The following is a 13,442-nucleotide window of genomic DNA, read 5'->3' as shown; positions in this document are numbered from 1 at the left end:
AATTCAAAATTAATTAGGTGAAATATGAAAACAAATCCTCTGATTATTGGACATGATATTGCATTGCTAAAAGGGTGGCATTATCCGAGGCGCCTAGTTCTAGAACTTTATCAATAGTTTGGTTTACTGCTAGTTGTAAATCTTGATGATTGTGAAAGATTTCTTCAAGCTCGTTTTTAGATACAAAATCCCAAACGCCATCTGTACATAATAGTAAGATGTCATTATGTTCTAAATTCATTGATAAATCTGGAGTAGTACGCTTCAGGTTTTGGACGTAACCATCGCTTAATCGATTTTTGGCGCCAAGAGATTTAATGAGTACATTTCGGTCTGGATGTTGTTCACTCTCAGCTTCTGTGATTTGATTACTAGCAATTAACATCGCGACAAGCGAATGGTCTTCACTTAACTGGCTTATTTTACCTTGACGTAATAGATAAATTCGACTGTCACCAACATGAGCTATCATTAATTGTTGAGAAATACATAGTACTACGCTTAACGTGGTTCCTGCATCTTTAACATTATTAGATATTACCTCATTAGCTTTATCGAATAATGACATTAACCATTCATTGCGTTTTTCTACGGTTTTCAAAGAAGTTATTGGCTCTTCTAAAACTGTTTGTACTGCTAGTTTACTTGCAACTTCTCCGTAAGATAAACCACCCATCCCATCAGCAACAACTCCCAATATCATTGTTTCCAAATCGCTGAACTGCTGCTTAACACCGTAGTTGTCTTCATTTTGCAGGCGCCTAACTGATAACCCTACTGTCGAACGGCTCGCAACATTCCATCGTATTTTCGGATTCCGAATTGCTTGACGATTTTCTAAAAGTGTGGTGAGCAACTGAGATAAACTGAAGCGTTCTTCGGGAATTGGAGATAGGCTAATTTTTAATATTTGGTAAATGCCAGGAATAGGATTGATTGTAAGCTCGGTTGTTTGATGTGGTGACAAAGGTTGTTGATGAATTGAATGATATAGCAATGCTCCTACTGTATAAGTACTCATTGACTGGTGGATGAGACTCTTGTTTGAAGCAAGTTCGGAAGCACAATAGCTTCCTGACAAACAAAAAGGCAATGTTTCACCGACTGCATAAGCACTGGTTAAATCAAAGAAGGTACAGGGTGTTCCTATTGTTATAAGTCGAGGTTCAATTGAGATAAAGCACCAATTCCGTTCATGAGCATAGCGTAAAAATTGGCAGACTTGGCTAGTTATAAATAATGAATCTTCTAAGGAGGGTTCTGATTTTAGCCAAGTATCTAGTGTTTTTGTATCTTCTACAAAATCAGTTAATAATAAAAGTTTACTAGAAGATAATTCAAAATGTGCTTCTATTTCGGGGTAATATTCCTCCTCTAAATACTGAGAGGCTGTTTCTACTTGGCTATCTGTACTTACAATTTGCTCGCTTAAGCTAAATTCATCTATATTTTCACTCGTTTTGAAGGTTGTATTGTCTATTAATTCGCCCTCTTGTGTTGAATGGTCTGGCTGATGCTGCTCATATTCTTGATTTACCGTTAGATTAGCAGTAGACAAGTGGGGATTAATGATTACGGAGTCTATTGTTGTATGAGCTAAAAGTTCAGCGACCATTTTATAATCACCGAGAGCTTCTCTTAACTTCAACTCTCGATACAGTCCTCCTTTATCTGAACCCACACGCAATAAACCTAATTTACCTATAGCAGTATCAGTTTCTATTTCAAAAATATTAACTTTGAAGTAGTATGTATCTGTTGTCAGTTGACCTAGGTATGATAAAACTTTTACTCGAAAGTTTTCTAGTTGGAAACTTTGATTTTCTTGGATTAATAATGTCGCGCTTGTGTCAGTTGAAGATAATATCATTGAATACCCTATTAGTAGATTTCGTTTACTTAAAACATGGCTATATAATAAATATGGGAGAAAAAGTTTGCTCCCATAGTATTAAAACTGTTTCAAAATGCCTTCAAGCGCTTTGAAAGAGGAAGCGGACTTTACCGAAAGCTACTTCGTCTCCAATATTTATAGTTTCTGGTATAGTAATTCTGGCGCCGTAACGAGTTTGACCACTTAGTTTAATAAAAATGCCATTTGTAGAGCCTATATCTTTGACTTTCCAGACTCCTGCTTCTAAAAAAATTTCTGCATGGCTACGTGAAACGGTTTCACCACCAGGAAATTCTTCTAAGTCAATATCTACAGGCCCCATATCTGGGTCAAATATACCAACAATAGCATTACTATCCAAAATAAATTCTGGTACAGGAGAACCTGGATGTTTGGAAATAAGCTTGGCTATTGTTGTAGTTGAAGAACTGGGTTGCAGTATTTGTGGAGACGATATTTGTGGCTGGATAACGCTAGGTGCAGGAATTACCGCTGCTTGTAATTCTGAACCACAAGCGTCACAGTATTCAGCGTCATCTGGATTTTTATCGTAGCAACATGCTGTACAGACAATCATTTGTATTTCTCTTGTGATTATGATAATTTTTTTGGTAATCTTTTTGGTAACTAGCAATTCAAAAGCTAAAACCGAGAATCTAATCTAAAATTGGGTGAATTTTAGGTTCCTGTCAGCTGACGCATTTCTTCTTCTGAAAATTGGCTATTAATATCACTGCCCATTTTGACAGTTTTACCTTTGGCGCCTATTTTAACGGTTTTACGAGTTCCTGAAGAAATTTTCTGGGTTTTGCGTAGCTCTTGTTGGGCGCCGTTGAGTGATTCTTCCATTGCTGCATTGCCAATTCTAACGGTCATGCGTCGCGCGGTTTCTAACAGTTCTTCAGCCTTGCGGGGGTCGCGGTCGGCAATTGTTATGGCTTGGCCAACTATATTAGAAATATTACATTGCTGTACATAATCCATTACTTCTTGGTCAACTTGTGCTGCACCCCCTTGTCCGACAACAAATTGAATTACTAAATTTTGGGGTGGAAGTTCACCACGTCGGTTTTGTCCAGGGATATCGTAGGTTAAACCAAGTTGAGCAATACGAACGCGCGACGCAGGACGGTTATCCATGCTGAATTCAAGAATAAATATTGTTTCATCATTTGCCGCAGCATTACCAATAGGATAAGGGTCTTGAGTTAAAGGGAATTCTGCTTGAGTAGGATACGCGCGAACAATACGGGTAAGTTCTACACCCTTAACAGTTTTGACTGTTAAAGCTAAATTTGTGATAACTTCTTGCTGTGCTTGGCTGTATTCCTCAATAATTTTATTTGGTAACTCTAATATAGGAACCTGGGTACCAATAGCATTACCAGGAACCACATAAAATAAGCTTCCACCCGTAGAATCGCTCAAATGAGAAAGTAAATCTTCTTTAAAGTCTTCACCAACTCCCAAAGCAGTTATCGGGATATTTTTAGCGGCAAAATCTGATGCAATATTTCGGCAGGTGTCTTCATCGCAAGTTTGACCGTCTGTAAATAATAGGGTACGTCGGACAGCCATATCTTGATTACCAAGTATATCTAAAGCACGACTCAACCCTAGTCCCATGCGAGTACCACCGGAAAAGCTGCGAAGTTTAGTAATAGCGTTTTCTAACTGACTAATTTGTGTCGCAGGGGTTAAACCAATAATCTGTGAAGCATTATCATCAAACTGAACAATTGCAACACGGTCAGTGTCTTTTAGTTTGCCAGAACGTACTAGTGCTAACAAAGACTCAATAACAATATCGATTTTCGATTTACCTCCTGTTACTTCGTTGTATTGCTTACCGTCCTGTATATAAGTAGTACCAGTAGGAGTTATTTCTCCAGAAACTACTTCATACATCGAACCACTGGTATCAATGACAAATACAAAGTTAGTAGGTGGAAGAGTTTTAGCTACTTCTTTATTTGGGCGTATTTTCAACATCAAGAATAATTTCTGTCCTGCCGTATCCGCAGGCATAAATTCTCGATGCGGAGTAATGCTTATATTTAATGCATCTGACATTTGTAATCCTCTAAATAATGTGTAAAATTTGACTTAAGAAAAAATTAACGGTGGCAACATTCCAAACGTCGGCTCTATATCAGATAAATCAGGATTAACTAGAGCAGGAATCTCTTGATTCCCTTGTTCATTTAGCTCTTCGATTCCTGATTCTATTAATAGAGGTAAATTCAAAGTTAGTGTGCTATCTCGATATCCCTCTTTGATATCTTGTATCCAAGTATTAACAATCTGGTTTATATGATTATCCTTTATAGCACATAAACTTTGGTTTTGCAGGTTTAAACGAATATTTTCTCTAACCTCGGAAGTAAAAACTTTTTCAGGAGCATTTTCTTGATTTGAATTTAAGTCTAAAGAGTAAGAATGTTCGTCTCCACTAACTTTGACTTTCAGATAAAAACTATATTTAACCATAATCTAATGATTTAATTTATATAAAAATATCTGCCAGATTTTTGAGATATGTGTATGGTGGGCAATGCCCACCCTACTAATTTATTTTTGCACTATCGGATATTTTCCAGGCTCCGTTATCATCTTGAGCAAAAAAGTAGATAAAATTTCTTTGATAAAGTCCAGAATTTTTCTTGCTAATTTGACCTTTATCATAAAAATATAATTCTTCAATGATTCTGACCTTTATATATGGTTGTTTTTCATAATTGGAGAACTCCATAACATTTTTAATTTCATGCCGGGTATATCTATAGTAGGAATTATTGCCTTTAAGCCAAGCAATAGAACCATCTGTTGGATGTACAATTTTTTCATATAGTTTTCCAGTAGTCAGTTTATTAGCTAAACTTGTATCAAAAGGCTCTGCAAAGATTTGTGGTTTAGCAGTATACCATTCTTGAATTAACCCTAGTGCTTGTTCTTGGCTGAAATTAGTTTCAGATGTAGATGTAGACGTAGCTATAATAGGATTTGGAAGAACTGTAGGAGTAGCATTATTAGAAACAGAAGTATTAGAAACGGAAGAATTAGAAACAGAAGAGTTAGAATTTGAAAAATCCTGGGGATTACCCAAAGCCATTTTCATTTCAAAATTTTTGGAATCTTTAAGCGTTGAGACTTGAATGATGTATCTACCTGTTTGCAACAAATCTTCACCTTTCAAAATTTGATTATTAGGTGCATATACCCATACACAAACATCAGCATCTGTAGAAAGGCGCAGTTTCTGACCAGATTCAGCTTCAAAAGCATACCCTAAATATTCATCTGCTTTTGCTTGAGCAGACTCTATAACCGTTTGAGAGCCTAATTGAATTTTTTTGACGTTTTTACTATCCAGTGTGCCAGCAGGTTTTTCTCTACACTTCGCATCAGCATTATTAGAAATATCCTTAGCTAGTATCTGTAATGCTGAACAACTGCTACACAGTAATATTGGTAATATTAAAAATATTTTTATTGCTTGATTCGTAGGTAATAAGCCAGAAACGGAAATTGCTGTATAAGTTTTCATAAATAGATGCTATAATTGTATTTAATTATTTTAAAACTTGTATTCTATTAATAGCCCAATTTTGCTTTTCTTCATTCCACCTCATATAAAACATTAAATTGACAGGAACTATTTTGCCATATTTAACGTTATATCTACTCCTAAAGTTCACCGTTGCCACATCTTGGTTAGACTGCACTAAAGCTATATTTTGAATATTTACATAATCAACAGTGTCTCTATACCATTCCAAAAAGGAATTAAATCCATTTGGATGATATTGTTTATTATCTTGAGCTTGAGTAGTTAAAATATTCCATGCATCTAAGAATTCCTTATTATTAATTTTAACAAAGTAATCTTCCACGACTTTTTCAGGAGATGGTCGAGACGTGTTATTTGTAGTTGCAGGTAAACTTTCTGTTCTTGATATGGGAATATTTGTGTTTACAGACGAACTTTCGGTTGCTGAAGGTGGGGATGTAGCTATCTGCTTGTTAGTATCATCAGAAGATGAATTAGAAGTTGCTGGTGATTCTAAACTTAGCTTTAAATCAAAAGCAGTATAACCTTGCGGCGCCGTAACTTGAATAATATACCTACCTCTTTGCAATAAATCTTTACCTGTGATAATCTGATTATCTGGAGCATAAACCCAAATACAAATATTTTCTTTGGTTTCGCGATTTAACTTTTGACCTGATTCGGCGGTAAAAGTGTATCCTAAATATTGACCCGCTTGGACTTGAGCGGATTTTGTAACAGGTTGTGAACTTAGCTGAATTTTTTCAACTTTATTGATGTTGAGAGAACCAGTTGGTTTGTCTGGACATTTGTCAGAACTAGAATTTGCTTGGTTTCCAGTTAAGCTTTGTGCATTTAATGCATTACATGCTGAAATAAGTAACACAATCAAAGGAAATATAATTAACTTGTGTAAAGTATTCATTGCTGTAATTAATCTCCTAAAGCTTGGTTTTTTAGATGTTTCCCCCAAAAGTAAAATGGCGCCACACCACCTAGTGACAGCAGAAGCAATGTGCAGATTAATATGCCAAGTCGTATAGATAGAGGAAACGACCTGCCAAAAACGGTAATTGTGTAACCTTTAGGTAAAGACTCTATCTGCTGACCATCTTTATAAGTAACCGTAACTTTTACTTTGTGCTTGGCGCCGCGTTCTGCATCGGGTTGAGTGTAGGTAATTTCATACTCTCCCAACAAAGCATTGAGAAATAGCTGCAAATTTTCGGCTATCGCTTCTGAATCTCCAGAAAACTCGGCTATCCCACCAGTTAATTTGGCAATTTCTGCTAATCTTTGTTTATCTACAAATTCTGCTTCTGGGACTTTACCTCTACCTGTACCAATATCACGACGAGTAACTGCTCTCCCAATGCCATATTTTATACCTAGCTGCCTTGGTGTCAAACCATACCCCAAGGTATGTACAATAATATGACTGTTTCTTTTTAATAGATTAGTCAACTCTTGAAAATCCTGTTCTTCATTTGATGCATTGTGATAACCATCAGACAGCAAAATAATTGAAAGTCTTGGTTTGGGTTGTGAGGAATCTTCAGGTATATAAAAACGAGGGTCTTTGGTATTAGCCAAAAACCTAACTGTTTTTTGCAAAGGGTTATAGAGGTTTGTAGAAGCACAAGGAGTTAAACTAGCTAAATAATCAAGATTGTTTTGTAATTTAAAATCATTCGCTGGAAAGAATTTATCAATAGTTTCTTCATTAACAGGGTTTCCTTGACATGTAGTGCCTGGTTCGCCAAAAGGAACAAGAGCTATTTGTGTATTTTCTCCACGTTCTTTTAACATGTTTGTGAAATGGCGAATTGCTTTAATAGCTCCCTCAATTTTTTTCGTACCCCGACTATCTGGTTTATCCATACTGCCACTAAAATCTAGTAGTACAATAATCCAAGCTGGTGGGGGTGTACTTTCCTCCGGGCTTTTCCAGTCTTTGTTTTTAAATTGGACTTCTTTACTGTCTACTGACAATTTAAAATTCGTATCCTGTAGACCCATAACAGGTTTTTCTTCAGCATCTTTGACTTTAACCCGAACTGTTACACGGTCATCATTGACAGTGGGATTACCAACAATTTCCGCTACTTGTGCTTGTCCTGGGAAAGTAACAGCGGCTACCATAAGCATAGACAAACTAACCTTGCGGGTCAAGGAAGCGATTATAGTAGACAAATCGATAAATATTCGTTTCATTTTTTCCGTTCCCATTAATAGAGAAAAATGTCAATATATCGTTGTGTTTTAAAAATTTTTTATTGGTAGCAGTTAAACGTTCCCCATTCACTTCAATAGTATTTAGAAATTTAGGATTTACTTCGAGTAGCGCTTGGCGCCTGTTTAAAATTAAATTACCAACATGGGGAGGTATATCAGGGATATAAATCTGACATTGCTTAAAAGTAGAACCAATTCTCACCTTACCAGTACCGGGTAATTTAATTGACAGACCTTCCTCAATTTTACTAGCTCTGCTGTCGCTAACAAATTGAAGTACTCTCCTATCAATATGCGGAGGATTTCTGCTAGGAGTATTTGGGTCAATCTCCTCATAGTTTATTCCTGTATATTCAAAACCACCACCTGCTCTCAAGGCGCCTAAATAACTGGGCGAATTAGTAATGCTAAAAATCAAGCCTAGCAACAAACCTAAAATTGAGAATCCTAAAGGGTCTTCAAGGCTTCTAAATTCAGGTGGCATCCTACCAAAACCTTGACGAATAGACTCAAATAATATAGCTGCAACTAAACTTGCCATACTGGCGCCAGTAACACTGATAATTAACCGTTGTTGAAACCGTGCAACGTCACCAGCTTCCATACTATGCCACCGCCAACTTAAACCCTCTGCAATTCCAACAGAAGAACCAATTAAAAGCCAGCCAATGGTTCTAACAAATGGAGTCGGAACACGAATTGAGGGTAAAAATAAAACTTGTGAAATTATCCCAGCTATCAAACCCGCCAAAATCCCTAAAGCGAGCGCAATTAATAAAGGAGTTTTAGCAATTCTCAAACAGAGTTTAGGTCGAGTCGGATTGCTAATAAATATTTCATTCATAACCATCCCAATTGCTAATAAAGCAGCAACACAAGGAAATAGAATAATTTCGGGAAAAGGTTTTAGTAAACCTAAGTCAGTCAAGAAATACTGACCCAGATTCCAACCAAGTAGTGCTGATGTAATTCCAGTTATGATGTAAAGATATATTCTCATTTTTTCTCAACGTTAACTTTTTTTGTTTCTTTGGGTTGTCTTAATTTATTATTCAATTATAATTGAGCTTGTTTCTCTAATTCTTTGTACGTCTTACCATCCATATATATAATTCCATCAGCTTTATCAACTTTTTGTTTGTTTTTATCTTGAAACTGATAAATAACTTTAACTAATTCAGATTGTTGTGCTGCGCTAACTTTTAACGATTTATTTTGAATTATTGCTTTAAAATCTTCGGTATCGGTATTTAAATTTTTACATCCTAAAGCATGTAAAATCTTTTTTGCTATTTCTTCCTCATTTAAATTATTATATAGAGAATTTTTTTGAAAATTATCAACAATTTTTTCAATCGATTCACGAGTTTCATTAAATTTATTGTTAGCATTATTTATTTCATCTTTTGTGAGAGTTGGCAAATTTTTAGTGTTGCACAGCTTTGTTTTATGAGTCGTGGGACTGGGTACTGATTGATTTTTTTCTGTGCTTAAATCGGCTAATTCAACCCTGGTTTTAGGTTCAGAAAATACTTTACTAGCAGTAAATAATACGAATAATGCTAACAAAAAAATAAGATATTGAATTGGCACTTCTTGATTTGCAGCATAATTATAAATTTTTTCTGTCAAAGCTAATTTGCAATATAGCTCTAATCCTAGTTCCTCTTCAATTTTGCGTTGATGAGCTTTAGATATTTTTTTAAAGATATATTTGGGCACTTCCCCGGTACTAACTTGATAAAAATAAGCAGATAGTCGATAGTCTTTTAACTGCTCAAACAACTGAGCTAAAGGTTTATATTGAGAACAAGAAAAATAATTAGATTTAATTGAACTCCAATTATAAGTTAAACTATTCCATGTTTCTGCTTGACATTTAAAATCTACAGATATGGGCTTAACATGTTTGGCAATTAGTTGTAAATCATCAAAAACATCATTAGTAAATTCTTTACAGCAAGAATGCCAAGCACTACCTTTTATCATTAATAGCAAATATATAGATTCAGGTGTAATTTTGTTATTCAATAATTCAAGAAGTAGAAGCTTGATTCCTTTTGTAAGTCCGTCTGTAGGAAATTTTCCTTGAATAGCTTTTTGAAAGTCTAAAGAAATAGTTTGATTATCGTCGAGTTTACTTTTATTACCCTTAAAATTCAACCAATCCATAAATTCTGGTAGCGTTTCAGGTATTACCATCGCTCTTAAGGTAATTAACCGTACCATCTGCGGGCTATAAATTTTTTGGCTGATTGCTATTTTTGCTCCCTGTGCATCAAACAAACTGTGCCAGTATTTTTCTGTAATTTGTTCATTTTGTATAGCTTCAGCAATTTTTTCCACTGCTTCGGGTTTGACTTGGGAACTATTAATTAAACCTCTAATAGCAGACTTGATAGCTTCTTCATCCATAATAACTGGCGCCAAGGAATGTGCTATGTTTTTAATTGCTCTGTCTAAAATGTTGTGGGCACGTTGACTTGCTGGTTGAATTAACTGAAATTTTCTGGGTTTTTCCAGCGCTTCTACGTTATATGCCCAAGAAACAGGTTGCTTGTTCTCTTCCGACTTTTTAGCCGCTAAAAAATTAAGTATCTTAAAATCGTTGCATTTCTCTGGTTCTAATAGCGTTGGTTCTGAATCTTTAAAATTTATATTCGGAACTTTTGAGCTTTCTGGAGTATATTCAGGACAATCTTCAGGACATGGATAAGGTTGTCTAGTAAATTTTGAGTCAAAAGGGTTAAAAGTTGGTATCCCCCGACTATCTAACCAAGCTAAAATTTTCTCGATATTCTCCCCCTTGCAAAGAAAGTAACGATATACAGAAAAACTTCGTGAGACGTTATCTTGCCCGCGCGTAACTACAGCGACGACAGACCATGTATCCTCATCACTCCCTACTACACGACCAATAATTGCTGGTTTGTCGCTGGAAGCACCTTCGGTTACTTCAAATTCCTTTTCATGAATAGAATTTTCGACGGCAGACGGAAGTTTATCCAAAGTCATATTCATGTACTGCCCGGTAAAGCCTTGCGACACCCACCCACCATCCGCAGTTTCTTCCGCGCGAATGCCAGTACTAAACTCGTGAATTTCAATAGTATTATTTGCTTCCATTTGTTTAACCCTTATCTAATTCCTTATGACGCTCACCTGTACAAAGCCAATATATCGGCGCCACTAAGCCAAATGGGCGCCAGCGTCTGGGGTCTTTGATGATTGCGGCAACCCCGTCCCGACCGCGACTTAGTAAATTCATATTTGGCTCTGGATATTTATTTCCCAACATTCCGAAAGCTGAAGTCGTAAAATAATCCACGCTTCCGGCGCCCGTTTGCTGCCATGTTTGTAACTTTCTGTAAACTTGAGGAAAACGAGCTTCAGCAAGAAATGCTGGTTTGTGACAATTTACCCACAAGCTTGATTGCTCACATTTAGTTAAAACTAACGATATTTTCCGCGTAAGGGCGTTAATATCTGCACGGTCTAACGCTGTTAACAACTTGTCCAAACCCGCAGCATACTCTAAATCTTTCCGATGACTGTTACCATCAATTAAAAACATAATTCCCGTTGCTTGCAAACAGTCATCTAAGTAATCACTGAGTTGTGAGCTTCCTGTTTGATAAAGCAAGTCAGTGAAAAACTCTCCCGCGTAGTCTTTAGAACTAATATTGAGGTTTACCAATTGGGAACCGATTGTAGCTTTGGGATTCTTCCAAGAAAACTGTGCTTTTAAGGTAATTCTGAGACTGTAGTCCTTCATCTGCAATACATCAGTATCAAGATTACTTGGTTCGAGAGTTAAGCCTTGCTCTAATAAATTTTGAGCTTTGGTTATTAATTCTTCCCCAGCTTCATTAATAGAGATAACAGACTGCACAGGACTTGAAGGGTCAGCATTAGGCCAGCGCGCCAAAGATGCCATATAAGTTGTTTTACCAGAAGAACGGTCGCCAATAACCCTTAGTACTGCGTTACTTTGCAGTGATTCCGGAGAAATTTTCTTGAACAAATCACGTATCATTTCTCATCCTCCTACCCGTACTCAGCCAGTAAAGAGGTGTTATTAAGTTGTAAGGTTGCCAGCGATGTGCTTCTCGCAAAACTGAATTTCTGCCGCTACCTCCTAATTCTTCAACCCGGTTGGGTCGGGGATTATTGCGACCAAGAACACCAAAGGTTGATACAGCATAAAAGTTTAAATTCTGAGGCGGAATTTTCTCTTTTAAAATGGCTGTAGTTTTTGGTAAGCGCGCGCTAAATAAATCAATCTCCGGTTCTAAGCGACCAGGCCAAAGTTCTCCACGCTCACACTTACTCATTGTTACAGCCAAACGTAAATCATTTATTCTCCCTTGGATATCCATTAACTCAATAAAGCGTTGTAGCACTCGGCTATAATGCTTGTCTGCTCCTTTCTTCCATTCGGTTAGCAAAATCAAGCAGCCAACTACATCCTTCGTTAAACACTCATCAATAAATTCTGTTTGAATTTGACTTGTTAAACCTAGTTCTAATTCATCAAAAATTTCACCTGGATAATCTCTCACTACCAGGTTAATATTTTTTTTTCTATTAAATAATGTTTGAATTTGAATATTGAAAGAATAAACAGGTACATCATCAATAGTTTTAACTAAAACTCCTGTAGGTTCTAAAGATTCTCCTTCAAGAATAATATTTTCTGCCTTCTCAGCCAATTTTCTTGTATCTTCATTAATTGCCTGTACCTTAAAATTCTTAGTCCTGCCGCCTGATTGTACTGGTTGATAAGCTAAGGCTGCTAAATAAGTAGTTTTACCTGACCCTCGTGGACCGATTACACGAATATTCCCCATATTATTTTTTGTATTGATTTTATTAAAAATACTTCTTTATATTGATTTGCCCTTCTTTTACTTAGCCAAAAAGCTGGCTAAATATATCCAAGGTAATTCCAATAAAGAACGATTATAGATACTAGTGATAAAGCAGCGAACCGATAAACCTAATATATTTTTGTTTATTTGTTCTAACTGCGGATGAATTGGTCTAAAGTATCGCTGTGAAACATAGTTATGACGCTGCTGCCAATTCATTTGGGCGCCACCTAGATGATAGGCAAGCTGGAATGCCTCTCGCTGCAAATCGCAAAACAAGTCAGCTTTATTTAAACAAATCAGAATGTGCCTTGCCTTTGGACAATCATGGCAAAAAAATTCCACCCACCGTTCAAAACGATTACACCACTGCTGTTGGCTAAGAAATTGCTCTACATCCACACCAGGCATAAAGTTTAAACCTCGATGCGGTGGTAGAATCAGCAAAATGCCTTCACTTTGGCGTATCGTATCCAAAAACTTGCTCCATTCATTTTGGTTCTGGCTTTGCCAACTTTGTCTCCAAACCTCCCCTGGTGAATCTATCCAGTCAACTATTACTTGCTTATTACCTGCAGGAAGTCGTACTTGAATATTCAAGTCACGTTGGTAAGTAGTATTTGTAGGTCTTGCGCTACAATTCTCGTCCAGCAAACCGACTTTCAAAGCTTCGTAATCTTGATCAGATACTTTTACTACTTTTACATATTCATTTTTAGGGTTAGTTAGCTCCATTGCTAAGTGAGTTTTTCCAACGCTGCGGTCACCTATATAAATGACTCCCACATCATCCCTCCCCTACTATGCAGCTAAAATACTGGTACAGTTTTTGAGTTAAAAGAGCCAAATCGATTTCGGCTACTGTACAAATATTTCTATCAACCATTTTTTA

At 36.5% G+C, this 13,442-nt stretch carries 12 protein-coding genes; all 12 read right to left on the bottom strand.

The genetic code is table 11. The features are described 5' to 3' along the window. Nucleotides 1-43: 43 nt before the first annotated feature. The 12 genes from DSM106972_RS29965 to DSM106972_RS29910 all read right to left on the bottom strand — a co-directional run bounded on the left by DSM106972_RS29965 (nt 44) and on the right by DSM106972_RS29910 (nt 13,336). Nucleotides 44-1,870, bottom strand: a complete 1,827-nt coding sequence (locus DSM106972_RS29965) for a PP2C family protein-serine/threonine phosphatase (RefSeq protein WP_127084121.1) — start codon at nt 1,868-1,870, stop codon at nt 44-46. 103 nt (nt 1,871-1,973) lie between these two features. Beyond that, nucleotides 1,974-2,471, bottom strand: a complete 498-nt coding sequence (locus DSM106972_RS29960) for an FHA domain-containing protein (RefSeq protein ID WP_127084120.1) — start codon at nt 2,469-2,471, stop codon at nt 1,974-1,976. A gap of 101 nt (nt 2,472-2,572) precedes the next feature. Continuing rightward, a complete protein-coding gene (locus DSM106972_RS29955; protein ID WP_127084119.1) occupies nt 2,573-3,967 on the bottom strand; it encodes a vWA domain-containing protein in 1,395 nt (464 codons plus the stop codon). Nucleotides 3,968-4,000: 33 nt separating this feature from the next. Further along, the gene (locus tag DSM106972_RS29950) at nt 4,001-4,384 is read right to left on the bottom strand and encodes a hypothetical protein (protein WP_127084118.1); all 384 of its coding nucleotides are present in this window, start codon (nt 4,382-4,384) and stop codon (nt 4,001-4,003) included. A gap of 76 nt (nt 4,385-4,460) precedes the next feature. Next, on the bottom strand, nt 4,461-5,441 hold the full coding sequence (locus tag DSM106972_RS29945; RefSeq protein WP_127084117.1) for an ARC6/PARC6 family protein: 981 nt from the start codon (nt 5,439-5,441) through the stop codon (nt 4,461-4,463). Nucleotides 5,442-5,466: 25 nt separating this feature from the next. Beyond that, nucleotides 5,467-6,369 (bottom strand): hypothetical protein, encoded by a 903-nt coding sequence (locus DSM106972_RS29940; RefSeq protein ID WP_127084116.1) that lies wholly within the window; start codon nt 6,367-6,369, stop codon nt 5,467-5,469. 8 nt (nt 6,370-6,377) lie between these two features. Next, nucleotides 6,378-7,658 (bottom strand): VWA domain-containing protein, encoded by a 1,281-nt coding sequence (locus tag DSM106972_RS29935; RefSeq protein ID WP_233787177.1) that lies wholly within the window; start codon nt 7,656-7,658, stop codon nt 6,378-6,380. Beyond that, nucleotides 7,600-8,679 carry a hypothetical protein gene (locus DSM106972_RS29930; RefSeq protein WP_127084115.1) on the bottom strand — a complete coding sequence of 360 codons (1,080 nt, stop codon included), beginning with the start codon at nt 8,677-8,679 and terminating at the stop codon, nt 7,600-7,602. Before DSM106972_RS29930 ends, DSM106972_RS29935 begins: the two co-directional genes overlap by 59 nt. A gap of 56 nt (nt 8,680-8,735) precedes the next feature. Beyond that, complete coding sequence (locus tag DSM106972_RS29925; RefSeq protein ID WP_127084114.1) at nt 8,736-10,805, bottom strand: hypothetical protein; 2,070 nt, start codon at nt 10,803-10,805, stop codon at nt 8,736-8,738. Nucleotides 10,806-10,809: 4 nt separating this feature from the next. Next, complete coding sequence (locus tag DSM106972_RS29920) at nt 10,810-11,715, bottom strand: hypothetical protein (protein ID WP_127084113.1); 906 nt, start codon at nt 11,713-11,715, stop codon at nt 10,810-10,812. Then, nucleotides 11,705-12,529, bottom strand: a complete 825-nt coding sequence (locus DSM106972_RS29915) for a TRAFAC clade GTPase domain-containing protein (protein WP_127084112.1) — start codon at nt 12,527-12,529, stop codon at nt 11,705-11,707. The genes DSM106972_RS29920 and DSM106972_RS29915 overlap by 11 nt, the downstream gene beginning before the upstream one ends. Nucleotides 12,530-12,586: 57 nt before the next feature. Continuing rightward, entirely contained in the window at nt 12,587-13,336 is a 750-nt protein-coding gene (locus DSM106972_RS29910) for a TRAFAC clade GTPase domain-containing protein (RefSeq protein WP_127084111.1), read from the bottom strand. Nucleotides 13,337-13,442 lie beyond the last annotated feature (106 nt).

The organism is Dulcicalothrix desertica PCC 7102, assembly GCF_003991905.1.
Taxonomy (GTDB): Bacteria; Cyanobacteriota; Cyanobacteriia; order Cyanobacteriales; family Nostocaceae; genus Dulcicalothrix; species Dulcicalothrix desertica.
Note: the sequence above shows the minus strand (reverse complement) of the source record. Positions and strands in the feature narration are given on the sequence as shown.

Bases quoted from the DNA above. Each gene is read 5' to 3' on its own strand.
- DSM106972_RS29960 (WP_127084120.1), bottom strand. From the start codon at position 2,471: ATGATTGTCTGTACAGCATGTTGCTACGATAAAAATCCAGATGACGCT.
- DSM106972_RS29955 (WP_127084119.1), bottom strand. From the start codon at position 3,967: ATGTCAGATGCATTAAATATAAGCATTACTCCGCATCGAGAATTTATG.
- DSM106972_RS29915 (WP_127084112.1), bottom strand. From the start codon at position 12,529: ATGGGGAATATTCGTGTAATCGGTCCACGAGGGTCAGGTAAAACTACT.
- DSM106972_RS29940 (WP_127084116.1), bottom strand. From the start codon at position 6,369: ATGAATACTTTACACAAGTTAATTATATTTCCTTTGATTGTGTTACTT.
- DSM106972_RS29925 (WP_127084114.1), bottom strand. From the start codon at position 10,805: ATGGAAGCAAATAATACTATTGAAATTCACGAGTTTAGTACTGGCATT.
- DSM106972_RS29945 (WP_127084117.1), bottom strand. From the start codon at position 5,441: ATGAAAACTTATACAGCAATTTCCGTTTCTGGCTTATTACCTACGAAT.
- DSM106972_RS29930 (WP_127084115.1), bottom strand. From the start codon at position 8,679: ATGAGAATATATCTTTACATCATAACTGGAATTACATCAGCACTACTT.
- DSM106972_RS29950 (WP_127084118.1), bottom strand. From the start codon at position 4,384: ATGGTTAAATATAGTTTTTATCTGAAAGTCAAAGTTAGTGGAGACGAA.
- DSM106972_RS29920 (WP_127084113.1), bottom strand. From the start codon at position 11,715: ATGATACGTGATTTGTTCAAGAAAATTTCTCCGGAATCACTGCAAAGT.
- DSM106972_RS29935 (WP_233787177.1), bottom strand. From the start codon at position 7,658: ATGAAACGAATATTTATCGATTTGTCTACTATAATCGCTTCCTTGACC.
- DSM106972_RS29965 (WP_127084121.1), bottom strand. From the start codon at position 1,870: ATGATATTATCTTCAACTGACACAAGCGCGACATTATTAATCCAAGAA.